The organism is Kosakonia oryzae (assembly GCF_001658025.2).
GTDB lineage: Bacteria > Pseudomonadota > Gammaproteobacteria > Enterobacterales > Enterobacteriaceae > Kosakonia > Kosakonia oryzae.
This window is the reverse complement of record NZ_CP014007.2, coordinates 4,628,711-4,653,014: the sequence shown is the minus strand read 5'-3', so window position 1 is coordinate 4,653,014 and position 24,304 is coordinate 4,628,711. Positions and strand designations below refer to the sequence as shown.

Sequence of the window (24,304 nt, the reverse complement as noted above, 5' to 3'; positions counted from 1 at the left end):
ACAAGGAAGGCCCAATAATGGATACATTTACTGATCTTGATATAAAAAAGAGCAGTTTAATAAAAAAAATAAAATCTATTGCGGAGATGTATTCGCATTCATTTGACGACGTATGCAATTCATTCTTACTCCTTTTTTTTACTCAGGATTTATTGCAGCGAATATCCTATTCCGCCATAACGGAAACGGAGAACACAAAGCGTATAATCGATGACCTTTCCATCCGATTCTCTTCTTTCAAAAAGAGTTTAATGAACTACAGGTTTGACGTTTCATCTTTTTATTCTTTATTTGAGCTAGTTTATGAGTATACCACTCTTATAGTTAAGACCAGACGCCCGGAACTATCCGTTAACAGAGAGGAGGCATTGAGGGATCTTTTTTACTTATCAGAGGATTGTGTAAATGATGAACATCGATTCGAGCTCTTTGATGTTGTTTTTAAACGGGGTAAATACGAAAAAATAGACGACTTTATCCGACATTTTGCTGTTGCGACCAATCCCAGCTCCAGATTTTCATTTCAGGAAATTCCTCTTGTTGCCGGAGAGGCTGCTATTACCGGAAAAGTAGCTGAGTTAGCTATCGATCCGGATGAGGATATTTCTTTTTATATGGTTCTACGCGCACTTTTTCATAATGTCCATATGATTCAAACCGAACAAGCAGATGTTCTGTTTGTAAGAGATTTTCGCGCGCCTTTTTTCAGGAAAGAAAATCATCGACACAATCACGATGGTAATGCATTTGAATATGTGACTAATAAGTTAAGATACTCAACAATGCGTCGCTCTTGGTCGATGGTTCTCGGTAGCGGAAAAATAAAGGACTATGAACGAAGGTCCCTATACTTATTTGATCTTTTGTACGCAGTTATCGAGTTGCCTAAGCAATATAAAAGCAGGCTGAAGAATCTTTATCTTTTTGGTTCTCGAAAAAATACATCCGCTAATGTTTTTTTTATCAAAACAGATCTTATCTACCCAGTTTTACAGCAGCGAGATGATCTTTTGGCTGTCTTTTTGGCACAATTGTTAAATATTGAAGATTCAACCAAGTCCCCTTTTTTGTTAAATATCGATGATAATAAAAAAATGGATTATTTTATCAATCGATTTTTCCCTTCTGGCTATAAAGATGTTCCAGGATTAGTTAGCGAAGTTCCTGTTGAAGTGTTAAGGGATACATCTTCATTTTCGGTTGATAAATTTGTTTCGAAGTCTGTTGAGAGTGAAGCACTATTTTCTCCATTGGACGATCAGCTCATTTACTCAAGCTTTTCTGACATAGATAAAGTACGAGGATGTTACATTATTGGTAATAATGGCGTGGGTAAAAGTCTTTTACTCTTTCGCCTTGCCAACCGATTGCTAAGCGCTGGCGGGAGGAATATTTTACTGCTTTCTTCAGGGCTTTCGGACAGATTTTATATGCTAAGGAACAAACCTCATGCAAAATATCTGGGGGATAAGCAGAGTGGGGGAAGGATCTCTTTTCAAAGAAGAAACCTTGAAATTACGCAGCGTGTTATTGCCATTCATAAGAATAGCGCAGTTAAGCCCTTTTTCGAAGAAATCTTATCTGAGATTGGTTTCACTGCTGAGTTATATTACGTTCCCGTTTCTTTTTCTCTGAATAGTAAACATCTTTACGATCTAAGCGATATTGTTAAATTCAGTTCTGCATATTCAGAAAATATTGATGAGAAAAAATATATAATTGCTATCAAACGGAAGGATAATGAGCAGATATTGGCTTTTGATAACTTAAGTTCTGGCGAACAGCAGCTTCTTTTGATGTTTGCAAGAGTTATTTCAGTTATTACTAAGGGCGATATGCTGATTATTGACGAACCAGAGGTTAGTATGCATGTTGCCTGGCAACAGAAGCTACCTTATATTTTTGATCTTATTGCTAAAAAGTTTGCTTGTCATTTTGTCGTCGCAACTCACTCACCTTTATTGATTAATAGTGTTGAGCCCGATAATAATCTCTCTTTTATCGCGGAAGATGGGATCTTGTCAAAACTTCCTCAGTCACCAGTGCGAAATGTTGAAGCCACTATCTTCGATAAATTCCATGTCGTTACCAGAAACAATCGCAGTATTTATGAAAAATGTGCAAAAATTGTTTCTGATTTTATGAGTATCGTCAATTCCCATGTCCAGTCTGAGGACGTAATAAGCTCTGATGATTTGTATTATATTGAAAATGAAAAAATAAAAGCACAGGTAAAAATAGATGATATCTTAAAGATGCTTAATGAAAACAAATATCAAAATCTTGAAAATGAAATAGCGTTAGTTTCTACGTCACAACGTGCTATTGACGAACTCTACAAAAACATAAGCAATGGAAGGGGATGAGTTATGGATAGCCATCTTGAGTCTTTTTACGAGACATTGCCATACAGGAAAAACAAAAAACAAGCTGTAATTAAGTTAATGGATGCATTGTATCTTAAATCTGTTAATAATAACGTCGATGTTTGGCCGGAGCTATATGCAGTGGATATTCCAGCCGGGAACGGCGTGACTAAAATCGAAGGACCGAAAATAATATCGAAACTTAGGGAGTTCTTAGCAAGTAAGCAGAAGTATCGGTGCTGTTATTGTCAACGTTATCTTTATAATATAGCCTATGCTCGCCCGGTGGAACATATATTACCACGTGCCCATTTTCCTCGGTTCTCTCTCGTTATGGACAATCTTGCAATATCCTGTTTCGATTGTAATTCAAAGAAAGATGACAATATCTGGTGGCCGACTATAAATAAATTGGGGGATTATCCAACCAAAAATGAACTTGCTGGTGCGTTTCATTATAATCGTCATGATTATGATGAGCATATAGCTTGGGTGAGCTATGCTACCAACAGTTTTGCTTTTAGTATTTATACGGGGATATCTCTCGAAGGAAAGAAATTATATACAGATCTGCTACAGGACATTTCTAAAACAGATATTCTATTAAGCAGAAAAGACAGCCTCAAGTCATCGATGGATGCGTTAAAGTTATTTCGTGAAAATGGCCTTGGCGGCACATACGTACAACAATTTATCGCTGAACTAGAAGCAAATCTCATGAGAGATGCCGGAACGGAAGACTAATCTTTCCTGGCGGAGCACGAAGTGATTTTCACAATCCATGCTGTTCGCTCTCCCGTTTCTTGATACTTACCGTGATAACTATTATCTTTCCCTGCCTGTGAATTAAGGGAACTCCTATGACCGAAGATGAGCTGTTTGCCCGCCGGCCGCTGGGAATGCGTATGGCGATGGTGGTGCGGCAGTGGCGCGCGACCATCGACCACGCGCTGAGCGATACCGGTATCACCCAGGCGAGCTGGACGGTACTGATGCAATTGCGCCAGTTGGGGGACAACGTTTCGGTCAGCGAACTCGCGGAAGTGCACGGCATTGAGTTGCCGCCGCTGATGCGCACCTTGACGCAGCTGGAAAATCAGGGGCTGATTGTGCGTACGACATCGCCGTACGACAAACGCATTCGCCTGTTGACGCTCACCGCTGAAGGCCAACGTCTGCTGGAGACGATCACGCAGGTGATTGAAGTGTGCCAGCAGCGGGCGGCGGAAAATATCCCACCAGCGCAGATGCTCGCTTTTAGCGACACCCTGAATCAAATCGCCTGTAACTTGCGCGTGATGCGCGAAGAAGACAATAAAACCGAATAAGAAAATGATGACGCCAGAACAAAAGTTTGCCCGCTGGGTAAGGGTGAGTATTGCCTCTTTCCTGCTGATGTTTGTCTATTTTATCGTTGCCGATATCTGGATCCCGCTGACGCCGGACTCCACCGTCATGCGCGTAGTGACGCCGGTTTCCGCGCGCGTTTCCGGCTATGTGGCAAAGGTTCACGTGCAGAACAACAGCCAGGTAAAAAAAGGCGATCTGCTGTTTGAACTGGATGCGACGCCGTTTAATAACCAGGTCGAAGCGGCGGAAATTGCGCTGGAACAGGCGCGCCTCAGCAACCAGCAACTGGATGCGCAAATCGTTGCCGCGCAGGCCAGCCTGAAGACCGCGCAGATCACCGCGCAAAACGATCGCGTTACCTTTGAGCGCTACCAGAATCTCGGTGCGATGCACAATGTTTCGCAGTCCGATCTGGATAAAGCCCGCACCACCTGGCAGACCAGCGTGCAATCGGTGAATAACATTAATGCCAGCATCAATGCGTTAACCATTGAGCGCGGCGATCGCGATGACGCGCGCAACGTAACGCTGCAAAAATATCGCAACGCGCTACAGCAGGCGCAGCTGAACCTCGGCTGGACGCAAGTCCGCGCGGAAGTAGATGGTACCGTCAGTAACCTGCAATTAAGCCCCGGTTTTTACGCCGCTGCCGGCAGCGCTTCACTGGCGCTGGTGCATGATAAAACCGATATCGTGGCGGATTTCCGCGAGAAGAGCCTGCGTCATACCCATGCCGGAACCGATGCCTCTGTGGTTTTCGATGCCCTGCCAGGGCACGTATTTAAAGCGCATGTGACCAGCAACGACGCGGGGATTCTGGCGGGCCAGGAAGCGGTGAATGGCGAGCTTTCCGCGCCGGAAACGTCGAACCGCTGGGTGCGCGATGCGCAGCGGATGCGGATCCACGTCGCACTCGATGAACCATTGCCGAAGCCGTTGCCGACCGGCGCACGCGCAACGGTGCAGCTCTACAACAGTGAAGGGGTCTTTGCCCGCTTCTTCTCCGGCCTGCAAATCCGTCTGGTAAGTTTGCTGCACTATGTCTATTAACACGCTGGCGCGCGTATTTACGCCCCACGGCAATATTGTCTATACGCCGAATGATTTTCGCCAGACGCTGCGTATTGTCTTCGCCGGGATGATCGCCCTGAGCGTGTCGAGTTTTTACAACACGCAATATGGCGTGTTTTACGTGGTCTATCCGGTCATGTTGTTATCGCTGGTGCCGGTGTTTAACCGCCATGTCGCGAAGCAGTTTATCTTTAGTGCGGTGCTGAATTGCATCGAAATGGTAGTTATCATCGGCTATCTGTCGCGCTGGCCGGTGATTATGACGCTGGTGGTTTTCGGGCTGTACGTGATGCGTTTTCGCTTTATGAGCAAAGGCGCGCTGTTTCTGTTCGGTTCAGCGGGCGTGGTGTGCCAGAGCACGATGCTCAACTTTATGAGTTATCCCACCAGCGACTGGCACACGCTGCTGTTTTCCAATATTGAAGCCAGCGTGATGGCGGTGGCGCTGAGTGCGCTAATGAATTACCTGATCCCGGATGTGGAACCGCGCACGCGTCCGCCGTTGATTGAGAAAAACGCTGCCCGCGTGCGCCATGAATCGCTGCTTTCTGGCACCGTGGCGACCATCATTTTTGTCGTTTTTCAGATCAGTGATTTAAGGGATTCGCTGTCGGCGCTGATGGCGGGCATCTTGATCCTGTTCCCGATGCATTATCGCGGTTCGGTGCTCAGTTCGCTGTGGCGCGTGGTGGGCGTAGCGCTCTCCTGCCTCTATATTCTGCTGGTGCAACTGATCCTGTATAACCACAGTAGCCATATGCTGCTGATGATGCCGCTGATTGGGCTTGGGCTGGCGTTCAGCGCCCGGTTGCATGTGATGGAAAAAGTCGGCGCGGGCGTCGGGTTCGCCAGTGTTACCACCATTGGCATTATGTTTGGTCAAAACCTCCATCCTGATACGGACCTGGTGTTCAGCGATCTCTACCGCATTGTATCCGTCACCGTGTCGCTGGTGGCGACCTTAACCATGGTCTGGCTGGTGCACCTTATTTTGAACCGTTTCGAAGCAACCCGGTTTGTGATTGAGGAGCAGTAAGGCCGGGATTTGCCGGATAAGGCAAAGCCGCCACCCGGCGAATTACACCACCGACGTGAAATCCTCGCCTTCGCAGCGATAAACCGCCTGCGTCACGCCGGGGATAAGCCACTGTTTTTCCTCACCGGCCTGGCAGTGAAAACGGATGCACAACCCACATCCGCCGCGTAACTGGCGGGGAATATCCTGCACCCGAAATGCCACGCCTGCGGCCTGCATCGCTTTGCGGGTTTGCAGCACACCGGGCGTATTGTGAAACAGCAGCAGATATTCGTTCATCACCGTTTTCCCTGCCGCTGGCCTATCAGCGCGGCGCCGAGCGCGCCCGCATACTGCGCATCATCATGAGTAAACACCGCGCTATTCAGGTGCCCGGCCAGCATGCGGCGAAAGCTGGCGCAGTGGCTGACGCCGCCGGTAAACAGTAGCGGGCCTTGCGTGGAGAGACGCGCGACAAAATGCGCGCTGCGCCGTGCCATGGCGTTGATGACTCCGGCGAGGATCGCCTCTGGCGCGATGCCCGCCGAGCGCAGGCTGATCACTTCCGATTCGGCAAACACCGTACACATGCTGGTGAGCGGATGCGGCTCCACGCCGTCGGTAATGGCATCCAGTTGTTCCACCTGGGTGCCCAGCGTGCGCGAGATAACGTCCAGAAAACGGCCGGTACCGGCAGCGCATTTATCATTCATTAGAAAATCGGTGAGGTTTCCGTTCTCATCGAGGGCGATCACTTTGCTGTCCTGGCCGCCGATATCGATAACGGTGCGGGTATCCGATCGCAGCAACCGCGCGCCGAGGCCGTGACAAGAAATTTCGGTGACCTGCTTATCGGCGAAATCCACCAGTTGCCGACCGTAACCGGTGAGCGTCAAAAAAGGTTTTTCCGCCACACCGGCACGCAATGTTTCCCAGGCCTCGCTAATCGAATCCGCAGGGCGAAACGAGGTCGGGCAGAGAAAGCGCCGCACAATGCTGTCGCCCTCCAACAGGATGCCTTTCGTGGTGGTCGAGCCGGAATCAATGCCTATGGTCAGTGCCACAACAGCTCCTTACAGCATCTCAATAAACGCGGCGACGCGGGTGCTGAGCTGCCCGATGTCGGATGTCGAGTAATCTGTCTCAATCGCCATATAAGGAATGTTGTGCTGCTGGCGTACGTGGCGTTTGATCGCCAGCGATTCGACCGCATAGGTGTGGCAGGCCTGCAAAATCACATCGATCACACCATCGGCCTGGTACTCGTCCACCATCTGGCTGAGCAGCTTCAGGCGTTCGTCGTTGGGGGAGATGCACGAGCAGCCAATCGCCAGGTATTTGTCAGTCAATGCATCATAGACATCGCCGTTCTCGTCAACGCAGCGTTCGGTTGCTTTCGCCCCGGTGCAGTTTTCGTAACCGACCACCCAGCCGCCGTTCTCTTCAATGGCACGCACCACTTTTTCCGCCGCGCCGCCAATCGGGCAGCCGGTGATCAAAATGCGCGGGCGGGCATCGAGGCGTTTTCCGGCCTGCCAGTCGGCTCTGACCTGTTCGGCCATGGCGTTCAGTTCGCTAATCAGTGCCTCTTTATCGAAGCGGAAGGTCGCGCCGTAGACCACTTTCAAAATATCGGCACCGCTAAGCGCAGGAGGATTAAGCTGCCCGACGCGATAGAAGTTCGCCAGCGCCTGGCGTTCGCGGTTTTTCAGCGCGATGGCCTCGCGCAGCGCGGCCTCGCTAATTGGCTGACCAAAACGTTGTTCGATAACCTGCTGCAGCCGCAAAATTTCCGCTTTCCAGAGTGCGCGGGAAGCGGTATCCGCGGCGCTGTTCGGCAGTTGCATCACGTGTACGGCTTTGAATTCTGCCATGTACTCGTACATTTTTTTCTTGCCGTCGCAGGTGGTTTCGCCCACGACCAGATCGGAAAAGTAGAAGTAGGGGCATTTGTCGGTTTTACCGAAGCCGTAGCTACTTTTGATTAACGGGCAGAGGTTGCGCGGCAGATCTTTTTCCGCTTCTTCAATGGTTTCATCGTTGGTGGAACAGAGCGAAACTACCACCGCTCCGGCCGCCATGGCGATCTCTTGCGGCATAAACGTGCAGTAGGTGCCGACCAGCGGAATACCCTGTTCTTTTAGTTCCATTACGGTGAGAAAGCCTTTCTGGCGGGCGGCGGAGAATTGCTCGAAAACATCCGGGAGTGCGGTGATAAGCGACATGATTTTCCTTCCCCGTGACACGGGAGATGATAAAAAGATGCCGCATTATAGCCGCGATAAATAGGTGGTTTTGTTGATCGCGACGGCTCAAAAAGGAGAAAAGTGCAGCAGCGTCGGCAACTGTGACAGCAGATAAAGGATCAGGCCAATGCAGCCGCCAACCAGCGTGCCGTTGATGCGGATAAACTGCAGGTCCTTACCAATGTTCAGTTCCACCTGGCGCGACATGTCCCGCGCGTCCCAGCTTTTTACCGTGTCGCTGATATGGCGCGTTAAAAAAGCGGCAAAATCAGGCGCGACGCGATATGCCGCCTGCTCCAGATGCTCATTCAACGAGGCGCGCAGCGCAGCGTCCGCCAACAGGGTTTCGCCGAACCACAGCCCGGCATCGCTGATACGCTTTTTCATGCGCGAGTCAGTGGACTGCATATCCGCTTTCATCCAGCCGCGCAGATCCGCCCACATCTCGCCGACATAGCGGTTAAAGGCTTCGTCATTCTTCAGATACTCTTTGATGTTGTCTGCGCGCTCGGCGATTTCCGGATCGGTTTTCAGATTGGCGATCAGCTTAATGGTTGCGCGATCAAAGGCCTGGCGGATCTGATGCGCGCGGTCTTCGTTAATATCATCCAGCAGAGAATTCACTGCCTCGGAGACCAGATCCGCGCTCTGCTCGCCGAGCCATTCCGTTGGCAGCAGCTTTGCTTTCATCGGGTGATCGGTCTCCAGCCAGTGCACAACCTGGCGGGCAATAAAGGTGCGGGTGCTCTGCCGCTGCAGCAGAGCGATAAGCTGGGCGATTAAGGTATCGAGCAGCTTCTGGTGTCGATTGTTGCGCGTCAGGCTCTCCAGCATGATGGCGCTGGTTTCGGTCAGATCGACTTTATCGATAGCTTTATGCACCGCGCGGCGCAACAGGCGCTGAATGCGGGAGTCATCGGCCATTTCCAGAAAACCGCTCATGACCTGCAACAGATGCTGGCCGACGCGCTGCGCGTTTTCCGGCTGGCTAAACCAGACGCCGATCATCTGCGCCGGTTGATGGCGCTGGATCAGCGCCACCAGCGACTGCGTATCGAGAAACTTCTCCTGCACGAACTGGCCAAGATTGTCGCCGATCCGATCTTTATTGCGCGGGATGATCGCCGTATGGCGGGAAATAAACGGTAACGGCACGCGATGAAACAGCGCCACCACCGCAAACCAGTCCGCCAGCGCGCCAACCATTGCCGCTTCGGCAATGGCTTTGATCCCGCTCACCCAGAACCCCGGCGGCAGGAACAGCGTAGTGATAAACGTTGCGGCTGCAACCAGCAACAGCGAGAGCGCCAGACGCTTGGCGCGCTTAAGTTCGGCTAATTTTTCCATGACTTAAGCATAGAGCGAGACGCAGGGATGGTGCAAAGAATGAATTTTGTAGCTACAATGTGGCTACAAATGCACAGGAGGTTGTATGGATTCTGTTATCCGATCGCGTATCGACAGCGAACTCAAAGCGCGAGCCGGGCTGGTGCTGGAAAGCTGCGGGCTTAACTGGAGTACGGCGATACGTCTGTTTGCTGAGCAAATTGTCAAAAACGAGGGTATCCCGTTTGAGGTCACCCGCAAACCCACGGCACGGTTACGCAACGCAATGAGCGAAGCCGAAGAGATCACCGCACACCAACATGGACGTTTTGAAGGTGTCGACCAGCTAATGGATAGCTTAAACGATGGGAAAGAGTAAACGCGCGCCACTTCCTTACCGTTCTGATTACACAAAAACGTTCATCAAGGCCTGGGAACGTTACAACAAAGCGGGCCGCAGAGATATGTATGAGACTGCGGCAATTATGTCGATGGTACTTTCTGGCAGCCCGCTTCCCGCGCAATATCGCGCAATATAACGATCATGCATTAACCGGCGATATGCTCGGTTTTCGCGAACTGCATATTGGCGGCGATTACTTACTGGTTTATCGCGTGGATGAAGACAAGCATCTGGTGGTGTTTACCGATCTCGGGACACATGCTGAGCTTTTCGAATAGCCACATCACAGCGCTTTCCACAAAATCCACACCCCAAACACAATCAGCACTGCGCCAGCGCTGCGTTCTATCCAGCAGATGCTGCGGCTCAGGCGTTGCTGCACGGTGGGCAGGCCAATCAGCGTGACCAGCGCCAGATCCCACAACAGCACCACCAGCACCATCCAGATGCCGCTGACCGATTGCTGAAGCAGCGTCACCTCCGGCCCCAGCAGTGCGGTCATCAGCGCCAGATAAAACAGCGCGTTTTTCGGGTTCAACAAAGCGGAACCAAGACCAAGCAGGCACTGTTTTCGCCATGACGGGCGCTGCTGCTGCGTGTGTGTGATGGCCAGTGTTTGCGGGCGACTACGCAGCAAATGGACGCCAATCCACAGCAAATAGAGCGCACCGAGCAGTTCGATGGCGGTGAACAGCGGCGCGAACTGGCGCAGCGCACTGGACCCCATAATCACCAGCACAATATAGAGCGCATTGCCGGTGGCGATGCCGACGCATAACCCGGCGCTGCCGCGCAGGCGGTAACGAATGGCAAAGCCGATCAGCAGGAAGAAATCGGGACCTGGGCTAAGCAGCGCAACAAAATGCGCCAGCGCCAGTGCGGGAAAAGCAGAGGGAAACAGCGATTCCATAGTGACCTCAACAGGAAAAAACAGAGGTCACCGTAGCGCAGAGGCAGCGCTATTTATTGTCGGATATTGATCGGGCGTACTGGCGCGGCGTGGCGGCGGTGTAGTTCACAAAGGTGCGGTGAAAGTGGCTCTGATCGGCAAAACCGCTCTGGTAACTGACGTCGGCCAGCGCTTCCCCGGCGCGCAGGCGGCTTTTGGCAAACTCCACGCGGGCGATATTCAGAAAGCTGCCGGGCGTCAGGCCGGTGTCCTGCTTAAAAGTGCGGATCAGCGTCTCTTTGCGCAACGAAAAGCCGTACGCCAGCGCATCCAGCGTCGGTGGAGATTGCAGGTTATCGGTTAACGCCGCCTGCAACTGCTGGCTCAGCGGGCGCAGTGCGGAAGGAGGATTACCGCTGGCGGGCAGCGCATTCAGCAAGCAATGGATTGCTGAAGATAAATCCCGCGTTTCCCCGCGCTCAATAAGCGCCACAATGTGCTGATACTGGTGGAAAAGTTGCGGGTTGCGGATTACCTGCAATGCAGGCTGAGGGCGGACTTCCTGCGCCAGATACAGCATATGGTAGCTGCGTGGTTGCCCGGCAAGCGGATTGCAACTGTGCGGCGTTGAGGCCGGAATCACCATCAGATCGCCCGTCTGCAGCAGGTATTCCTGTTGATGGCAGACGCAGCGGGTTTGTCCGTCGAGTATCGCGCCAATCGACAGTTGCGGATGGCTGTGGCATTTATAAGCCTGCTGGCTGCGCCAGGTGCTGCGCAACTCGACGCCGGGCAGACGGCGGAACGTTTGTTGAATATCGCGGATGATCGACATAGCTGTCCCGGTGAGTGATGTGATTTCAGGTATATCACAGGCGGCTATTTGTCGCTAAACGCATTGCGCAGTAGCTGCCACATATGGTGGGCCGCCGGGGTAAAGCGGCGGTCAGAGCTACGCAGCAGATGGCATTGCGCGCTGCTGGCAATCGGATGATCGAGCGGCACGGCCACCAACGATCCCTGGCGAATAGGATCGGCGGCGGCATAAGCGGTCATAAACGAAATACCCAGCCCGGCCTGGCTCATGCCCATGGCGGTGGAAAACTGGTTGCAGCGGTATGCCGGGTGAAACTGCAATCCCTGGCTTTTAAACATCGCATTCATATGGCGTTGCAGGCCAAAATTCTCCGTCAGCGCGATCAGCGGGTAATCCGCCAGCTCTTCAATGGTGATACTGCTGCGCCCGGCGATCGGATGTTGCGGTGACACGACCGCGCAAATCGGCCCCCACTGGAAGCTATGGCGTTTGAGTTCCGGCGTGCCGATCGGGCCGAATGCCAGCGCCATATCGGCTTCGCCGCTGACAATATCGTTGAGCATCTCCTGCATGCTACCCACCACAATGTCGACAAACACTTGTGGATACGATTGGGCGAATTCACGCATCACGCCTTCGATAAAGGCGGTAATCAGCCCGCCGCCAATGCGGACCGAAATCGTGCCGCCGCGCATATGACGCAGATCTTTTAGCTGGCTTTCCAGTTTCTCCCGCCGCTGACGGCTGGCGAAATAGTCCTCGGCCAGCAGGCGGCCAGCTTCTGTCAGCACCACGTTTCGTCCGCGCCGTTCCAGTAACGGTAGCTGGAGCGCGCGTTCAAGCTGGGCTATCTGACGGCTAATCACCGACGGGTTAACGCCGAGAATATCCGCCGCGCGGCGAATGCCGCCCTGGATGCCCACTTCATACAGATAACCGACCGGTTTGTCCTGAAACATGCGCCGTTTCCTCGCTCAACTGTTGACCTGAAGGCAACAATAACATTCATTTGCAGGCATTTATCATGCCGGTTTAATAGAGATAATCAAAATAACGCTTAATTTATTCTGCCGGGAGGAAATGAAAAACCACGCCGATAAAATTGCACTAAAACAGTGCCCAAAAACGGTGAGAGGTTATTTTATTGGGGCGGTGTCAGGGCTTAATTAAATAACTTTTCGCGAACTTTGCTTTTTATTCTCGGTATTTTTCGGGAAGGTTTTTTATTGCGTTAAAAAATGCAATGTCAGCTATTTATTTTAGTATTTTGTTATTCAGGCACGGATCCTGCTTATTCATACAACATGGCCATCTAATTTATATTTAAAGAGAGATGTTATGAGCGAATCTAAAATGCTGGAGCAACCAGCAAAAGAAGAAGCAAACGAGTGGAAAGTGGGGCCGGGCGCCTGGATCTCCTTGATCATTGTGCTGCTGGTTTTCTCCGGTTTCTTTTTTAAAGTGGACGGTATGGCGTGGCTGGGCGCCTTCGATTTCACCACGCTGGGCGGTAGTTTTGGCACCATGAAGTCGCCGGAAACCAGCACCTTTATCGGCAGCGGCGGCATCAGCGCCAAAGCGGGCTTTCTGTTTGCGCTGTCGCTGGTGCCAACGGTGATGCTGGCGCTGGGGCTGCTGGAGATCTTCACCCACTATGGCGCTATCCGCGCGGCGCACAAGTTACTGACGCCGCTGCTTAAACCGTTGCTGGGTATTCCGGGTTACACCGGGCTGGCGTTGATCACCGACCTGCAAAGCACCGATGCCGGTGCGGCGCTCACCAAGGAACTGTACGACAGTGGGAAAATTGCCCGCAAGGATGTGGTGATTATGGGCGCGTGGCAATATTCCGGTGCCGGATTAATTAATAATTACTTCTCGATTGGGTCGGCGATGTTTGCCTCATTAACCATTCCGATCATTATTCCGCTGGTCTTAATGTTTGTCCTGAAATTCGTTGGCGCCGCCGTGGTTCGCCTGACATTAAATACTGTCTATAAGAGAGATTTCGACCATGAATAATACCGCCAAAGTCTCCGGCAACCCGTTTGATATTTTCGTTATCGGCGCACGCAAAGGTTTTAATATTGCCATTAATAACCTGATGCCGAATGTCGTAATGGCCTATGTGATTGCTGAAATGCTCAACTTACTGGGCGTGATGCAGATTATTGGTCATCTCTTCGCACCGCTGATGGGCGTGTTCGGCCTGCCGGGCGAAGCCGTGACCGTGCTGCTCACCGCCTGGCTCTCCTCTTCTGCAGGAACCGGCGTGGCGATCAGCCTGCTGACTAAAGGCCAGCTTGATGTCGGGCAGATCACTATTCTCGCCCCGGCCATCTTTTTAATGGGTTCGCAGCTACAGTATATGGGCCGCCTGTTGGGGGTGGCCGATGTCCCGAAGAAGTACTGGCCGTTACTGATGGCCGTCAGCATTCTTAACGCGATTATTTCTATGCTGGTCATGCGCGTTATTGCCTGAGTAAAGAATACCAAGGAGTAAGACGTGTCACGCACATTAGAACACTTTAATTACCTGCATCAGATCCCGGAGCTGGGCTTCGAAGAGTACAAAACCTCCGCCTATATCGCAGGCGTACTGGAGGCGGCGGGCTACCAGGTCACGCGCCAGGTGAATAACACCACTGGCATCGTGGCTGTGCTGGACAGCGGTAAGCCTGGCCCGGTGCTGGCGTTGCGCGCCGATATGGACGCGCTGGGGCATATCATCAACGGCGAGCATGTTGCGCGCCATACCTGCGGCCACGATGGTCACTCTTCCGTGGTGCTGACTACCGCCCAGGAAGTGATGGCGGAAGGCGTAGTGAAAAAGGGCAAGCTGAAATTTATCTTCCAGCCGGCCGAAGAGCTGGGCACTGGGGCGATTGCCCTTACCGAGGGCGGCGTGCTGGAAGATGTCGATATGCTGCTTGGTTTCCACCTGCGCCCACTGGAAGAGTGCCCGATGGGGCAGGCTGTTCCGGCGATGTACTACTCGGCATCCGCCACCGTTGAAGTGATGTTCCACGGTAAAGCGGCGCACGCCGCACGCCCGCATTTAGGGGTGAACGCGCTGGATGCCGCAGCGCACGCGGTGCAGGCGGTGAACGGCATTCACCTTGCGCCGTCGCTGACCTGGAGCGCGAAAGCCACACGTTTTCTCTGCGATGCCGGGGTGACGAACTCTATTCCCGATAAAGCGCAGGTGTGCTGGGATCTGCGGGCGGCGCAGAACGAATCCATGGAGACGCTCAAGCAGCAGGTAGTGCGCGCTATCGAAAGCAGCGCTGCGGCGTATGGCGCACGGGCGGAGATCCGCATCCTGAAAGAGATGCCCGCCGCCATCATTGATGATGGGGCAACGGAAGTGGTTTCCCGCGCTATCCGCAGCGTGTTTGGCGACGCCGGATTGACCGAAGCGAAATCAACGCCAGGCAGTGAAGATTTCTTCCACTACCTGCGTCTGCGTCCGCAAGTGAAAGGCGGTTTCTGGGGGCTAGGCGCCAACCTGACGCCGGGGCTGCATCACCCGGAAATGCATTTTGACCGCGAAGCATTAGCGCTCGGCGTGAAAGTGTTTAAAGCCTGCGTGCAGGACGTGCTGGGCTGAGTCACGGCTTCCAGCGGCGCAGTGGCGTTTCGCGCTCATAGGGCATCGGCGAGGGCCGGGAGATAAACTCGACGATGCTGCCCCACGGCGTGCGGCCGTAGCAAAACAGATTGCCGTCGCCTTTTTCGGTGGCAAAACTCAGCGGCTGCGGCGCGGTAAACACTTCGCCGCCCGCCGCGCGAAAACGCTGTAACGCGCGTTCAATATCGTCGCTGTAAACCGCAAAGTGTTGCAGGCCAAAATCATTGGCCCGCTGCGCTTCCCGCTGTGATGGTCCCTGCATTTCAAACAGCTCAATGCCGGGGCCATGCGCGAGTTTCAACATTCTCACCGCTTTCACCACCGTGCCTGGCACCAGGCCTAACGTCTTCTGCTGCGCATCGTTATCAAGATCTTTATCTTCCGGCGAAACGGACTGATAAATCAGTTCGGCACCCAGCCCCTGGGTGAGAAATTGCGTGGCTTCCTCGATATCCGGAACGGTAATACCAATATGATCGATCCCGCGAACGGTCTGCTGCATGCTGCCTCCTGTGATGTTCATCGCATAAGCATAGCGCAACGTACGTCTGCCAAAATCAACGCTATAACCTGCCGGTTAATCATTATCTTTACTTATCTTTATCCTGCTTATTTTTATAAGGCGTTGCATATCAACTAGTCTTAAAGCTTGTGCCAGCGTTTAAAACTTAATGAATGACGATACCAGGAGACATGTAATATGGCTTATAAGACAGTGAATCCTTTTAACAATCAGCTCATTAAAGAGTACGCGAACCACAATGATGCCGAGATTGAAGTGGCGCTGACAAAAGCGGATGCGCTGTACCACTCTTCGTGGTCGAAGGGTGATATTGAGCAGCGGCTTACGGTGTTACACAAACTGGCCGATCTGATTGATAACCAGCAGGAAGCGCTGGCAAAAATCGCCAGCCGTGAGATGGGGAAACTGATTGCGCAAAGCCGCAGTGAAGTACAGCTCTGTGCGCAGATCGCCCGCTACTACGCCGATAACGCGAAAACCTTCCTGGCACCGGTGAAATACCCGTCTGAACTCGGCGAAGCGTGGGTTGAGCACCATCCGATTGGCGTGATCATGGCCGTGGAGCCGTGGAATTTCCCGTATTACCAGTTGATGCGTGTACTGGCACCAAACTTCGCCGCCGGTAACCCGGTTCTCTGTAAACATGCCAGCATCGTGCCGCAGTGCGCCGAAGCTTTTGCCCATCTGGTGCGGGAAGCGGGCGCGCCGGAAGGGGCGTGGACTAATCTGTTTATCTCTTCCGATCAGGTATCGGCCATTATTGCCGATCCACGCGTGCAGGGTGCGGCGCTGACCGGTTCGGAAAAAGCCGGTAGCGCGGTAGCGGCGCAGGCGGCGAAACATATCAAAAAATCGACGCTGGAACTGGGTGGGAATGATGTGTTTATCGTGCTGGATGACGCCGATCTGGAGAAAGCGGTGGAAACCGGCGTGCAGGCGCGCCTGGCGAATGCGGGCCAGGTTTGTACGGCAGCCAAACGCTTTATTATTCATCAGGACATTGCCGATCAATTCCTGCGTAAGTTCACGGACGCTTTCCGCCAGGTGAAGCTGGGCGATCCGCTGGATGAAAGCACCACGCTTGGCCCGCTCTCGTCAAAAGAGGCGCTCGATACGCTGAGCCAGCAGGTGAGCGAAGCGGTGCAAAAAGGGGCGAAACTGCATCTTGGCGGTAAACCCGCTAAAAGCGAAGGCAACTTCTTTGAACCGACCATTCTGACCCATATTACGCGCGATAACCCGGCTTACTTTGAAGAGTTCTTCGGCCCGGTGGCGCAAATTTATGTGGTGAATAACGATGATGAAGCCGTTCGACTGGCCAATGATTCGCACTATGGCCTCGGCGGGGCAATCTTCAGCCGCAATATCAAGCGCGCGAAACAGATGGCTTCGCGCATTGAAACCGGGATGGTGTGGATCAACTGGCTGACCGATACCGCCGCAGAATTGCCGTTCGGCGGGGTGAAGCGCTCCGGCTTTGGCCGCGAACTCTCTGATTTAGGCATTAAAGAGTTTGTGAACCAAAAACTGGTGGTGGTGCGGCAGTAATTTTCCCTTTCCCCCTCCAGCGGGGAGGGGGAATCTTTACATTCCATGATGAAAAAAACAGCAGATCAAAATACAAAAATGTATATACTTTTCTGTATATACACTCAAGGATGAGAAAAGCATGTCATGGAGTTTGAATGGGACGTCACTAAAGCAAGAAATAATCAACGCAAGCATGGCATTCGCTTTGAAGAAGCCGTATCGGTTTTCGAGGATCCTTACCATTTGTCCATCCAGGACCGGTTCGAGAATGGATAATATCGATGGCAAACTATCGGTCTGATGTACGGTATCGTTATTATTTTGGTGGCCCATACCGTACGTTTTGAAAGTGGGCACGAAATTATCCGTATCATCAGTGCCCGCAAGGCTGACAAAAAAGAAAGGGATCGTTATGAGCATGGTTAAACATAAATCGGGTGAGTTGCCAGCGCTCAACAAGCAGCGTGAAGCTGAATTAAAAGCGCTGGCAGATAAACCGGACGAAGAGATTGATTACAGCGATATTCCGTCCACAGATGACGTATTATGGGCTGGCGCTGTGCGCGGCAAGTTTTTTCGCCCGTTAAAAACGCAGGCATCGGTGCGTATTGATGCTGATGTGATGGAGTGGTTAAAGCGACCGGGGAAAGGGTATCAGACCCGGCTCAATGCCATTTTGCGTGAGGCGATGATGCGCGATTTGCAGAGCAAGAAGTAACGGATAATTGCCGGATGGCGCTGCGCTTATCCGGCCTGCATTCGGCTCTGCAAACCCCTGGCCGGATAAGTTAGTGGCTATTTCTTTAACCCCGCAAAAGCTTCGCGGATCTCCTCTTCCGGCAGTTGCACACCGATAAACACCAGCGTGCTGTGCGGGGTTTCATCGCCCCACGGGCGATCCCAGTCGGCGCTGTAGAGGCGCTGCACGCCCTGGAACAGCAGGCGGTTTGGCTCGCCATCGATCCACAGCATCCCTTTGTAACGTAATAGCTTTTCGGCAAAACTCAGCAGCAGGCTCTCCATCACGCGCGACACCTCGCTGATGTCCACCGGGTAATCGAGCTCTACCACAATCGAGCTAATGTCATTCTGCTTGTCGGCCATAAAGTGGAAGCGCGGCTTCGCGGCGACCACATTCTCTTCCAGCATAAATCCGTTGGTATTAAACAGGTTCGCCAGCTCGATATCACCGTGAGTAACGGTGTAAATCGGCGCGCGGGCGTTGATGCGGCGCAGGCGTTCGCGCAGTTTTTCACTCTCGCCGGCAACATCGGTTTTGCTCAGCAGAATGCGGTCGGCATAGCCGATCTGCGATTGCGCCAGCGTAAACTGATTCATCTGTTCATCGGCGTGGACAGCATCGACCAGTGCGATCACCCCGTCGAGCAGATAGCGCTGGCAGAGGATCTCATGGGCGAAAAAGGTCTGAATGATCGGGCCGGGATCCGCCATGCCGGTGCACTCGATCACCAGCCGATCGAAGGCGATATCGCCGCGATCGAGGCTATCGAGCAGATCCAGCAACGCATCCTCCAGCTCGTTGGAGCGGCTACAGCAGATACAACCGTTAGTCAGGGTTTTGATCTGCGTGGCGCGATCGCCAATTAATTGATCGTCAACGGAGACTTCACCGAATTCGTTTTCGATGACCGCGATTTTGTAGCCGTGCTGTTCATTGAGGATATGGCGTAAGAGGGTGGTTTTGCCTGCGCCGAGGAAACCGGTCAACAGTGTGACTGCAATTGGGGTCATAACATCTCCTTTAGCAACAGCGGACACCGCCCTTGCCGTCGCCGCCGTAACGCGCCTGCTGGCGTTCGCGGAAGAACTCTTCGTAAGTCATGTACGGTTTGTCGGGATGGTTGGTCTTCATATGGTCAACATAGTTGTCATAGTCGGGAATACCAATCAGCATTTTTGCCGCCTGACCGAGGTATTTTTTGGCTTCGCCTAAGTTACCAAACATTATTCTTCCCGGATATTGATTATGCCGGATGGCTGCGGAACTCATACAGAACCCCGCTCTGCGGGGTTCTGCATCATGATGTTTTGTTAAGCCGGATAAGCGTAGCGCCATCCGGCATCAGGTTTAATGGTGTGAAGACGTTTTCACGCCGCCTTCCGGCACCGGAACATACGGTGTTTCTTTGTCGGTACGCACTTTGTTGTTACGTACGTTCAACCAGGTTTTGATGCCGTAGAAGATGATGCTGTAAACCACCACCAGGAACAGAATACTCAAACCCGCGTTGGTGTAGTTGTTCACCACGATATGGTTCATGTTGGCAATCTGTTGCGCAGTCAGGTCACCGCCGCCCGCGGCAATCTTCTCTTTGTACTGGTTAGCCATATACAGGAAGCCTTCCAGTTGCGGGTTGGTGCTGAACAGTTTCAGGCCCAACGCCCAGGTGGTGCACAGCAGCAGCCACAGAGCCGGAACCACGGTCACCCAGATGTATTTGGTGCGCTGCATTTTCACCAGCACCACCGTGCCCAGCATCAGCGCCACCGCGGCCAGCATCTGGTTAGAGATACCGAACAGCGGCCACAGGCTCTTCACGCCGCCCAGTGGATCGACCACGCCCTGATACAGCAGGTAACCCCACAGACCCACGCAGCCCGCCGTACCGATAACGCCTGCTACCAGTGAATCGGTTTTCTTCAGGAACGGTACGAAGTTGCCCAGCAGATCCTGCAACATAAAGCGACCGGCACGCGTGCCCGCATCCAGCGCGGTAAGGATAAACAGCGCTTCAAACAGAATACCGAAGTGGTACCAGAAGCCCATGTCCGCCATCGGGATGATTTTGTGGAACACATGAGCGATACCAACGGCCAGCGTTGGCGCGCCACCTGCGCGGTTCAGTACCGACGGTTCGCCGATATCTTTTGCGGTTTGCAGGATCTGCTCAGGGGAAATCACAAAGCCCCAGGAGCTGACGGTTGCCGCCGCGTGCGCGGTTACATCTTTCAACTGCGCCAGAATCATCGGCGCGTTTTCACCGCCCAGCTCATGCAGGTTCGGCATGGTGATGCCCAGACCGGCTGGCGGGGTGTTCATTGCGAAGTAGAGACCCGGTTCAATAATCGATGCTGCAACCAGCGCCATTACCGCAACGAAGGATTCCATCAGCATGGCGCCATAACCGATAAAGCGCGCATCGGTTTCGTTGGCCAGCAGTTTCGGCGTCGTACCGGAAGCGATCAGCGCATGGAACCCAGATACGGCGCCACAGGCGATGGTGATAAACAGGAACGGGAACAGCGCACCTTTCCACAGCGGGCCAGTACCGTCGATGTACTGCGTCACCGCAGGCATTTTCAGTTCCGGGTTGAGGATCACGATGCCCAGCGCCAGACCGACAATCACGCCGATTTTCAGGAAGGTTGCCAGATAGTCACGCGGTGCGAGGATCAGCCAGACCGGCAGCAGCGCGGAAACAAAGGCGTAACCAACCAGCGCAAAGGTGATGGTGGTGTCTTTGAAGGTCAGCGCCGGTCCCCAGTACGGGTCGTGGGCGATCACACCGCCAAACCAGATGGAAGCCACCAGCAGCACAATACCGATCACCGACACTTCACCCACGCGGCCAGGGCGCAGGAAGCGCATGTAAATCCCCATAAACAGGGCAATCGGCACGGTAGAGCAAACGGTGAACACGCCCCACGGGCTTTCCGCCAGTGCTTTCACCACGATCAGCGCCAGCACCGCGAGGATGATGATCATGATCAGGAAGCAACCGAACAGCGCGATGGTGCCCGGCACGCGGCCCATCTCCTCTTTCACCATCTCACCAAGAGAGGCGCCGTTACGACGGGAGGAGATAAACAGCACCATAAAATCCTGTACTGCACCGGCCAGCACTACGCCTGCCAGCAGCCACAATGTGCCGGGCAGGTAACCCATCTGCGCGGCCAGCACCGGGCCGACCAGCGGGCCTGCGCCAGCAATAGCAGCAAAGTGGTGACCAAACAGCACGTAGCGGTTGGTTGGCACATAGTTAAGGCCGTCGTTATTGATCACCGCCGGAGTTGCGCGGGTCGGATCGAGTTTCATCACCTTTTGCGCGATGTAAAGGCTGTAGTAGCGGTAAGCCACCAGATAGACGGAGACGGATGCAACAACGATCCACAGAGCACTAACGTGCTCACCCCGGCGTAAGGCGACAACAGAGAGACAGAAAGCACCGATAATCCCGAGAATCACCCAGGGTATGTGCTTGAAAAGTTTTTTAGTATCCATATCAGACCTGGTTTTTTGCAGAATGAGTGAACTGGACTTGAAGTGTTGTTTTGGCTGAATGCTGGCAGCGATCATGACAAATTACGCGCGCAAAGCGGCGATGATTTGACTCAGTGGTCATAAATGGTTGCTGAGCGGTAAAGGAGTGGCGGTGAGCGGTTTCAATGGTGCGTAAGTGCCGGAAAATATGTGATTTTGATCACGTGGAGATAAACGGCTGGTTGTCTTTTGTTCGGTAAAAAGCGAGCAAAAATAGCACGATGCACCATAAAGTTTTTCTTATGCAGGCCGAAAACCTAACGTCTGTCTATAAGGAAAGAGAAAACATGTTAACTCGCATCAAACTTGTCACCAGTTTATTGCTGGTGCTGGGATTATTTGGCCTTTTACAACTCACTTCCGGCGGCTTGTTCTTTAACGCGCTGAAACACGACAAAGAAAACTTCACCGTTCTGCAAACCATCCGCCAGCAACAGTCCACGCTGAACGCCAGCTGGGTTGCGCTGCTGCAAACCCGTAATACCCTTAACCGCGCCGGGATCCGCTACATGATGGATCAGAACAATATTGGCAGCGGCGCGACGGTGTCCGATCTGATGCAGATTGCCAGCACCTCGCTGAAACAGGCAGAAGCAAGCTGGAATGCTTACCAGGCGCTGCCGCGCGATCCGCGCCAGAGCGAAGAGGCTGCGGCAGAGATCAAGCGTAACTACGATATCTACCACAACGCGCTGGCCGAGCTGATCCAGTTGCTGGGCGCAGGCAAAATTAACGCCTTCTTCGATCAACCGACCCAGAGCTATCAGGATGGTTTTGAGAAGCAGTACCTCAATTACTTGCAGCAGAACGATCATCTGTATGAAAAGGCGGTCGGCGATAGCGAAAGCTCTTACGACTCCGCCATCTGGATCATTATTACGGTGCTGATCGTTGTGCTGCTGGTGATCATCGGCGTCTGGGCCGGGATTAAACGAGCGCTGATCGGGCCGTTGAACCACCTGATCGACAACATTCGTCATATTGCCGGCGGCGATCTGGTGCAGCGCATTGATGTCCATGGCTCCAACGAGATGGGTGTGCTGGCTGACAGCCTGCGTCATATGCAGAGCGAACTGGTGCGCACCGTCAGCGATGTGCGTAATGGCGCCAATGCGATTTACAGCGGGGCCAGTGAAATTTCGGTGGGAAATAACGATCTTTCCTCCCGTACCGAGCAGCAGGCCGCTTCGCTGGAAGAGACGGCAGCCAGCATGGAAGAGCTGACAGCAACGGTGAAACAGAACGCCGATAACGCCCGTCAGGCGAGCCACCTGGCGCTGAGCGCCTCCGAAACCGCGCAGAAAGGCGGTAAAGTGGTGGATAATGTTGTGCAGACGATGCGTGATATTGCCGCCAGTTCGCAGAAAATTGCTGACATCATCAGCGTAATCGACGGTATTGCCTTCCAGACCAATATTCTGGCGCTCAACGCCGCCGTTGAAGCTGCGCGTGCCGGCGAGCAGGGGCGTGGCTTTGCGGTAGTCGCGGGCGAAGTTCGCAACCTGGCGCAGCGCAGCGCCCAGGCCGCTCGTGAAATCAAAAGCCTGATTGAAGACTCTGTCGGTCGCGTTGAACTGGGTTCTACGCTGGTGGAAAGCGCCGGGGAAACCATGGGTGAAATCGTGAATGCGGTGACCCGCGTGACCGACATTATGGGTGAAATCGCGTCTGCCTCCGATGAGCAGAGCCGCGGTATCGACCAGGTGGGGCTGGCGGTTTCCGAGATGGATCGGGTGACACAGCAGAACGCCTCGCTGGTGGAAGAGTCCGCTGCTGCTGCGGCGGCGCTTGAAGAGCAGGCCAGCCGTCTGACGCAGGCGGTTTCCGTATTTCGCATTAGCCAGCAACAGCGCAAGCTGGACCGCACGACGCCAACCCAGCCCGCTCCGGCAAGCGTGCAGCCGCGTAAAGCGGCGGTGACCGATACCGGTGATAACTGGGAAACTTTCTGACGGTTATTTGCGCCCTGTCATGCAGGGCGCGTTTTCCCCCCGCTTCCCCGTGCTATGCTCACTGCATCATTTCGTGGAGAAGCCTTATGAACTTCGTCGCTATCCCTGCCATTCACTACAGTTGCACGCAACTTGCCGCCCTGGTTGGGCAATGTTTTGAAGGTTACAGCATGCCGTTTTCGTTGCCGCCAGCGGTATTTGCCCAGCGTTTTAGCGCCGAAGGGCTTAGCCTCGTGGACTCCTGCGTCTGGCTGGATGGCGAGGAGCCAGCGGCAGTGGCCCTGATCACCCGGCGCGGCGCATCGGCGAGGCTGGCAGCGTTCGCCATTCGCCCGCAGTATCGGGCGCAGGGGCTGGGCAAACGTCTTCTTCCGCCCTTAATAACCGCATTACGCGATAAAGGCGTGCGGTTGCTGCGGCTGGAAGTCATTCAGGATAATCATCCGGCGGTTGCTCTGTATCACTCACTCGGCTTTACCACAGTCCAGCCACTGTATGGCTTTCAGGGCGCGAAAGAGGTAGATGGCGAAGATAACGCGTTGCGGGAAATTGATCCGCTGATTGTGGTGCGTAAAGCGGTCTGCGAGAGTAATGCCGCGCTCTCCTGGCTGACCGATCCGCTCTCCGCCGTATCATTACCGGCGCGGGCGTTTGAGTACCGCAATCATGCGCAGGCGGTGATTGCCATGCACATGGAGGCGCCGCAGCTACGGTTTATTTATGTGGAGCCGGAGTACCGGCGCAGAGGATTTGCCAGTGAACTCCTGCGGGCGTTGAATCAGCATTTCCCCGGTCTGAGCACCTCAGTGGTGGTGCCCGGCGCGTTTGCGCCGCTGTTCGATCGTGCGGGTTACAGCAGGCTTGCGCTGAGCCAGTATGAGATGAAGGCTGACCTGTAACGGC

At 53.3% G+C, this 24,304-nt stretch carries 25 protein-coding genes and 1 pseudogene; 15 read left to right on the top strand and 11 right to left on the bottom strand.

Annotation, left to right across the window (positions count from 1 at the left end):
* The first annotated feature begins 17 nt into the window (after nucleotides 1-17).
* The 5 genes from AWR26_RS22070 (at nucleotide 18) to AWR26_RS22050 (ending at nucleotide 5,823) form a co-directional block, all read left to right on the top strand.
* Complete coding sequence (locus tag AWR26_RS22070) at nucleotides 18-2,366, top strand: AAA family ATPase (RefSeq protein ID WP_064568536.1); 2,349 nt, start codon at nucleotides 18-20, stop codon at nucleotides 2,364-2,366.
* A 3-nt stretch (nucleotides 2,367-2,369) separates the two neighbouring features.
* A complete protein-coding gene (locus AWR26_RS22065) occupies nucleotides 2,370-3,110 on the top strand; it encodes an HNH endonuclease (RefSeq protein ID WP_064568535.1) in 741 nt (246 codons plus the stop codon).
* Between the two features lie 116 nt (nucleotides 3,111-3,226).
* On the top strand, nucleotides 3,227-3,694 hold the full coding sequence (locus AWR26_RS22060; protein WP_064568534.1) for a MarR family transcriptional regulator: 468 nt from the start codon (nucleotides 3,227-3,229) through the stop codon (nucleotides 3,692-3,694).
* Between the two features lie 4 nt (nucleotides 3,695-3,698).
* A complete protein-coding gene (locus AWR26_RS22055) occupies nucleotides 3,699-4,766 on the top strand; it encodes an HlyD family secretion protein (RefSeq protein WP_064568533.1) in 1,068 nt (355 codons plus the stop codon).
* Complete coding sequence (locus tag AWR26_RS22050) at nucleotides 4,756-5,823, top strand: DUF2955 domain-containing protein (protein ID WP_064568532.1); 1,068 nt, start codon at nucleotides 4,756-4,758, stop codon at nucleotides 5,821-5,823. The genes AWR26_RS22055 and AWR26_RS22050 overlap by 11 nt, the downstream gene beginning before the upstream one ends.
* A 42-nt stretch (nucleotides 5,824-5,865) precedes the next feature.
* Here AWR26_RS22050 and AWR26_RS22045 read toward each other — a convergent pair whose 3' ends face one another.
* The 4 genes from AWR26_RS22045 to AWR26_RS22030 all read right to left on the bottom strand — a co-directional run bounded on the left by AWR26_RS22045 (nucleotide 5,866) and on the right by AWR26_RS22030 (nucleotide 9,395).
* Nucleotides 5,866-6,102 carry a DUF3343 domain-containing protein gene (locus AWR26_RS22045; RefSeq protein ID WP_064568531.1) on the bottom strand — a complete coding sequence of 79 codons (237 nt, stop codon included), beginning with the start codon at nucleotides 6,100-6,102 and terminating at the stop codon, nucleotides 5,866-5,868.
* Nucleotides 6,102-6,866, bottom strand: a complete 765-nt coding sequence (yjiL, locus tag AWR26_RS22040) for a putative 2-hydroxyacyl-CoA dehydratase activator YjiL (RefSeq protein ID WP_064568530.1) — start codon at nucleotides 6,864-6,866, stop codon at nucleotides 6,102-6,104. The genes AWR26_RS22045 and yjiL overlap by 1 nt, the downstream gene beginning before the upstream one ends.
* Before the next feature lie 9 nt (nucleotides 6,867-6,875).
* On the bottom strand, nucleotides 6,876-8,027 hold the full coding sequence (locus AWR26_RS22035) for a double-cubane-cluster-containing anaerobic reductase (protein ID WP_064568529.1): 1,152 nt from the start codon (nucleotides 8,025-8,027) through the stop codon (nucleotides 6,876-6,878).
* Between the two features lie 87 nt (nucleotides 8,028-8,114).
* On the bottom strand, nucleotides 8,115-9,395 hold the full coding sequence (locus AWR26_RS22030; protein WP_064568528.1) for a DUF445 domain-containing protein: 1,281 nt from the start codon (nucleotides 9,393-9,395) through the stop codon (nucleotides 8,115-8,117).
* Between the two features lie 85 nt (nucleotides 9,396-9,480).
* On the opposite strand from AWR26_RS22030, the gene AWR26_RS22025 reads away from it, so the two are divergent.
* The gene (locus tag AWR26_RS22025) at nucleotides 9,481-9,753 is read left to right on the top strand and encodes a type II toxin-antitoxin system RelB/DinJ family antitoxin (RefSeq protein WP_064568527.1); all 273 of its coding nucleotides are present in this window, start codon (nucleotides 9,481-9,483) and stop codon (nucleotides 9,751-9,753) included.
* Nucleotides 9,754-9,842: 89 nt separating this feature from the next.
* Nucleotides 9,843-10,055: a type II toxin-antitoxin system RelE/ParE family toxin gene (locus tag AWR26_RS22020; RefSeq protein WP_167351157.1), complete on the top strand. Its 213-nt coding sequence runs from the start codon at nucleotides 9,843-9,845 to the stop codon at nucleotides 10,053-10,055.
* Between the two features lie 5 nt (nucleotides 10,056-10,060).
* Here the strand turns inward: AWR26_RS22020 and AWR26_RS22015 are convergent, their stop codons facing one another.
* The 3 genes from AWR26_RS22015 to AWR26_RS22005 are packed head-to-tail and all read right to left on the bottom strand — an operon-like array spanning nucleotide 10,061 to nucleotide 12,442.
* Nucleotides 10,061-10,687: a LysE family translocator gene (locus AWR26_RS22015; RefSeq protein WP_064568526.1), complete on the bottom strand. Its 627-nt coding sequence runs from the start codon at nucleotides 10,685-10,687 to the stop codon at nucleotides 10,061-10,063.
* A gap of 49 nt (nucleotides 10,688-10,736) precedes the next feature.
* Entirely contained in the window at nucleotides 10,737-11,501 is a 765-nt protein-coding gene (locus tag AWR26_RS22010) for an AraC family transcriptional regulator (protein WP_064568525.1), read from the bottom strand.
* 44 nt (nucleotides 11,502-11,545) lie between these two features.
* Nucleotides 11,546-12,442, bottom strand: a complete 897-nt coding sequence (locus AWR26_RS22005) for a LysR substrate-binding domain-containing protein (protein WP_064568524.1) — start codon at nucleotides 12,440-12,442, stop codon at nucleotides 11,546-11,548.
* Nucleotides 12,443-12,821: 379 nt separating this feature from the next.
* Here AWR26_RS22005 and AWR26_RS22000 point away from each other — a divergent pair, with 379 nt between their 5' ends.
* The 3 genes from AWR26_RS22000 to AWR26_RS21990 are packed head-to-tail and all read left to right on the top strand — an operon-like array spanning nucleotide 12,822 to nucleotide 15,093.
* Nucleotides 12,822-13,505 (top strand): nucleoside recognition domain-containing protein, encoded by a 684-nt coding sequence (locus tag AWR26_RS22000; RefSeq protein WP_064568523.1) that lies wholly within the window; start codon nucleotides 12,822-12,824, stop codon nucleotides 13,503-13,505.
* Complete coding sequence (locus tag AWR26_RS21995) at nucleotides 13,498-13,965, top strand: YjiG family protein (protein ID WP_064568522.1); 468 nt, start codon at nucleotides 13,498-13,500, stop codon at nucleotides 13,963-13,965. Before AWR26_RS22000 ends, AWR26_RS21995 begins: the two co-directional genes overlap by 8 nt.
* 24 nt (nucleotides 13,966-13,989) lie before the next feature.
* A complete protein-coding gene (locus AWR26_RS21990; protein ID WP_064568521.1) occupies nucleotides 13,990-15,093 on the top strand; it encodes a M20 peptidase aminoacylase family protein in 1,104 nt (367 codons plus the stop codon).
* 1 nt (nucleotide 15,094) lies between these two features.
* On the opposite strand, the gene AWR26_RS21985 is transcribed toward AWR26_RS21990, so the two are convergent.
* Nucleotides 15,095-15,616, bottom strand: coding sequence for a VOC family protein (locus AWR26_RS21985; RefSeq protein WP_064568520.1), 522 nt, complete (start codon nucleotides 15,614-15,616; stop codon nucleotides 15,095-15,097).
* 198 nt (nucleotides 15,617-15,814) lie between these two features.
* On the opposite strand from AWR26_RS21985, the gene AWR26_RS21980 reads away from it, so the two are divergent.
* The 3 genes and pseudogenes from AWR26_RS21980 to AWR26_RS21970 all read left to right on the top strand — a co-directional run bounded on the left by AWR26_RS21980 (nucleotide 15,815) and on the right by AWR26_RS21970 (nucleotide 17,885).
* Nucleotides 15,815-17,185: an NAD-dependent succinate-semialdehyde dehydrogenase gene (locus AWR26_RS21980; RefSeq protein WP_064568519.1), complete on the top strand. Its 1,371-nt coding sequence runs from the start codon at nucleotides 15,815-15,817 to the stop codon at nucleotides 17,183-17,185.
* A 126-nt stretch (nucleotides 17,186-17,311) separates the two neighbouring features.
* A pseudogene (locus AWR26_RS21975) lies at nucleotides 17,312-17,593 on the top strand (BrnT family toxin).
* The gene (locus AWR26_RS21970) at nucleotides 17,580-17,885 is read left to right on the top strand and encodes a BrnA antitoxin family protein (protein ID WP_064568517.1); all 306 of its coding nucleotides are present in this window, start codon (nucleotides 17,580-17,582) and stop codon (nucleotides 17,883-17,885) included. Before AWR26_RS21975 ends, AWR26_RS21970 begins: the two are co-directional and overlap by 14 nt.
* 77 nt (nucleotides 17,886-17,962) lie before the next feature.
* Here AWR26_RS21970 and yjiA read toward each other — a convergent pair whose 3' ends face one another.
* The 3 genes from yjiA to btsT all read right to left on the bottom strand — a co-directional run bounded on the left by yjiA (nucleotide 17,963) and on the right by btsT (nucleotide 21,410).
* Complete coding sequence (gene yjiA, locus AWR26_RS21965; protein ID WP_064568516.1) at nucleotides 17,963-18,919, bottom strand: GTPase; 957 nt, start codon at nucleotides 18,917-18,919, stop codon at nucleotides 17,963-17,965.
* A gap of 10 nt (nucleotides 18,920-18,929) precedes the next feature.
* On the bottom strand, nucleotides 18,930-19,133 hold the full coding sequence (locus tag AWR26_RS21960; protein WP_007373011.1) for a YbdD/YjiX family protein: 204 nt from the start codon (nucleotides 19,131-19,133) through the stop codon (nucleotides 18,930-18,932).
* A 123-nt stretch (nucleotides 19,134-19,256) separates the two neighbouring features.
* A complete protein-coding gene (gene btsT / locus AWR26_RS21955; protein ID WP_064569082.1) occupies nucleotides 19,257-21,410 on the bottom strand; it encodes a pyruvate/proton symporter BtsT in 2,154 nt (717 codons plus the stop codon).
* A gap of 326 nt (nucleotides 21,411-21,736) precedes the next feature.
* On the opposite strand from btsT, the gene tsr reads away from it, so the two are divergent.
* Nucleotides 21,737-23,401, top strand: a complete 1,665-nt coding sequence (gene tsr / locus AWR26_RS21950) for a methyl-accepting chemotaxis protein (protein WP_064568515.1) — start codon at nucleotides 21,737-21,739, stop codon at nucleotides 23,399-23,401.
* A gap of 86 nt (nucleotides 23,402-23,487) precedes the next feature.
* The gene (locus AWR26_RS21945) at nucleotides 23,488-24,300 is read left to right on the top strand and encodes a GNAT family N-acetyltransferase (RefSeq protein WP_064568514.1); all 813 of its coding nucleotides are present in this window, start codon (nucleotides 23,488-23,490) and stop codon (nucleotides 24,298-24,300) included.
* Nucleotides 24,301-24,304: the final 4 nt, after the last annotated feature.

Excerpts from the sequence above, each read along its gene's own strand:
- AWR26_RS22070 (WP_064568536.1), top strand. The coding sequence starts at position 18 with ATGGATACATTTACTGATCTTGATATAAAAAAGAGCAGTTTAATAAAA.
- AWR26_RS22065 (WP_064568535.1), top strand. The coding sequence starts at position 2,370 with ATGGATAGCCATCTTGAGTCTTTTTACGAGACATTGCCATACAGGAAA.
- AWR26_RS22060 (WP_064568534.1), top strand. The coding sequence starts at position 3,227 with ATGACCGAAGATGAGCTGTTTGCCCGCCGGCCGCTGGGAATGCGTATG.
- AWR26_RS22055 (WP_064568533.1), top strand. The coding sequence starts at position 3,699 with ATGATGACGCCAGAACAAAAGTTTGCCCGCTGGGTAAGGGTGAGTATT.
- AWR26_RS22050 (WP_064568532.1), top strand. The coding sequence starts at position 4,756 with ATGTCTATTAACACGCTGGCGCGCGTATTTACGCCCCACGGCAATATT.
- AWR26_RS22045 (WP_064568531.1), bottom strand. The coding sequence starts at position 6,102 with ATGAACGAATATCTGCTGCTGTTTCACAATACGCCCGGTGTGCTGCAA.
- AWR26_RS22035 (WP_064568529.1), bottom strand. The coding sequence starts at position 8,027 with ATGTCGCTTATCACCGCACTCCCGGATGTTTTCGAGCAATTCTCCGCC.
- AWR26_RS22030 (WP_064568528.1), bottom strand. The coding sequence starts at position 9,395 with ATGGAAAAATTAGCCGAACTTAAGCGCGCCAAGCGTCTGGCGCTCTCG.
- AWR26_RS22025 (WP_064568527.1), top strand. The coding sequence starts at position 9,481 with ATGGATTCTGTTATCCGATCGCGTATCGACAGCGAACTCAAAGCGCGA.
- AWR26_RS22020 (WP_167351157.1), top strand. The coding sequence starts at position 9,843 with ATGAGACTGCGGCAATTATGTCGATGGTACTTTCTGGCAGCCCGCTTC.
- AWR26_RS22015 (WP_064568526.1), bottom strand. The coding sequence starts at position 10,687 with ATGGAATCGCTGTTTCCCTCTGCTTTTCCCGCACTGGCGCTGGCGCAT.
- AWR26_RS22010 (WP_064568525.1), bottom strand. The coding sequence starts at position 11,501 with ATGTCGATCATCCGCGATATTCAACAAACGTTCCGCCGTCTGCCCGGC.
- AWR26_RS22005 (WP_064568524.1), bottom strand. The coding sequence starts at position 12,442 with ATGTTTCAGGACAAACCGGTCGGTTATCTGTATGAAGTGGGCATCCAG.
- AWR26_RS22000 (WP_064568523.1), top strand. The coding sequence starts at position 12,822 with ATGAGCGAATCTAAAATGCTGGAGCAACCAGCAAAAGAAGAAGCAAAC.
- AWR26_RS21995 (WP_064568522.1), top strand. The coding sequence starts at position 13,498 with ATGAATAATACCGCCAAAGTCTCCGGCAACCCGTTTGATATTTTCGTT.
- AWR26_RS21985 (WP_064568520.1), bottom strand. The coding sequence starts at position 15,616 with ATGCAGCAGACCGTTCGCGGGATCGATCATATTGGTATTACCGTTCCG.
- AWR26_RS21980 (WP_064568519.1), top strand. The coding sequence starts at position 15,815 with ATGGCTTATAAGACAGTGAATCCTTTTAACAATCAGCTCATTAAAGAG.
- AWR26_RS21970 (WP_064568517.1), top strand. The coding sequence starts at position 17,580 with ATGAGCATGGTTAAACATAAATCGGGTGAGTTGCCAGCGCTCAACAAG.
- yjiA (WP_064568516.1), bottom strand. The coding sequence starts at position 18,919 with ATGACCCCAATTGCAGTCACACTGTTGACCGGTTTCCTCGGCGCAGGC.
- AWR26_RS21960 (WP_007373011.1), bottom strand. The coding sequence starts at position 19,133 with ATGTTTGGTAACTTAGGCGAAGCCAAAAAATACCTCGGTCAGGCGGCA.
- btsT (WP_064569082.1), bottom strand. The coding sequence starts at position 21,410 with ATGGATACTAAAAAACTTTTCAAGCACATACCCTGGGTGATTCTCGGG.
- tsr (WP_064568515.1), top strand. The coding sequence starts at position 21,737 with ATGTTAACTCGCATCAAACTTGTCACCAGTTTATTGCTGGTGCTGGGA.
- AWR26_RS21945 (WP_064568514.1), top strand. The coding sequence starts at position 23,488 with ATGAACTTCGTCGCTATCCCTGCCATTCACTACAGTTGCACGCAACTT.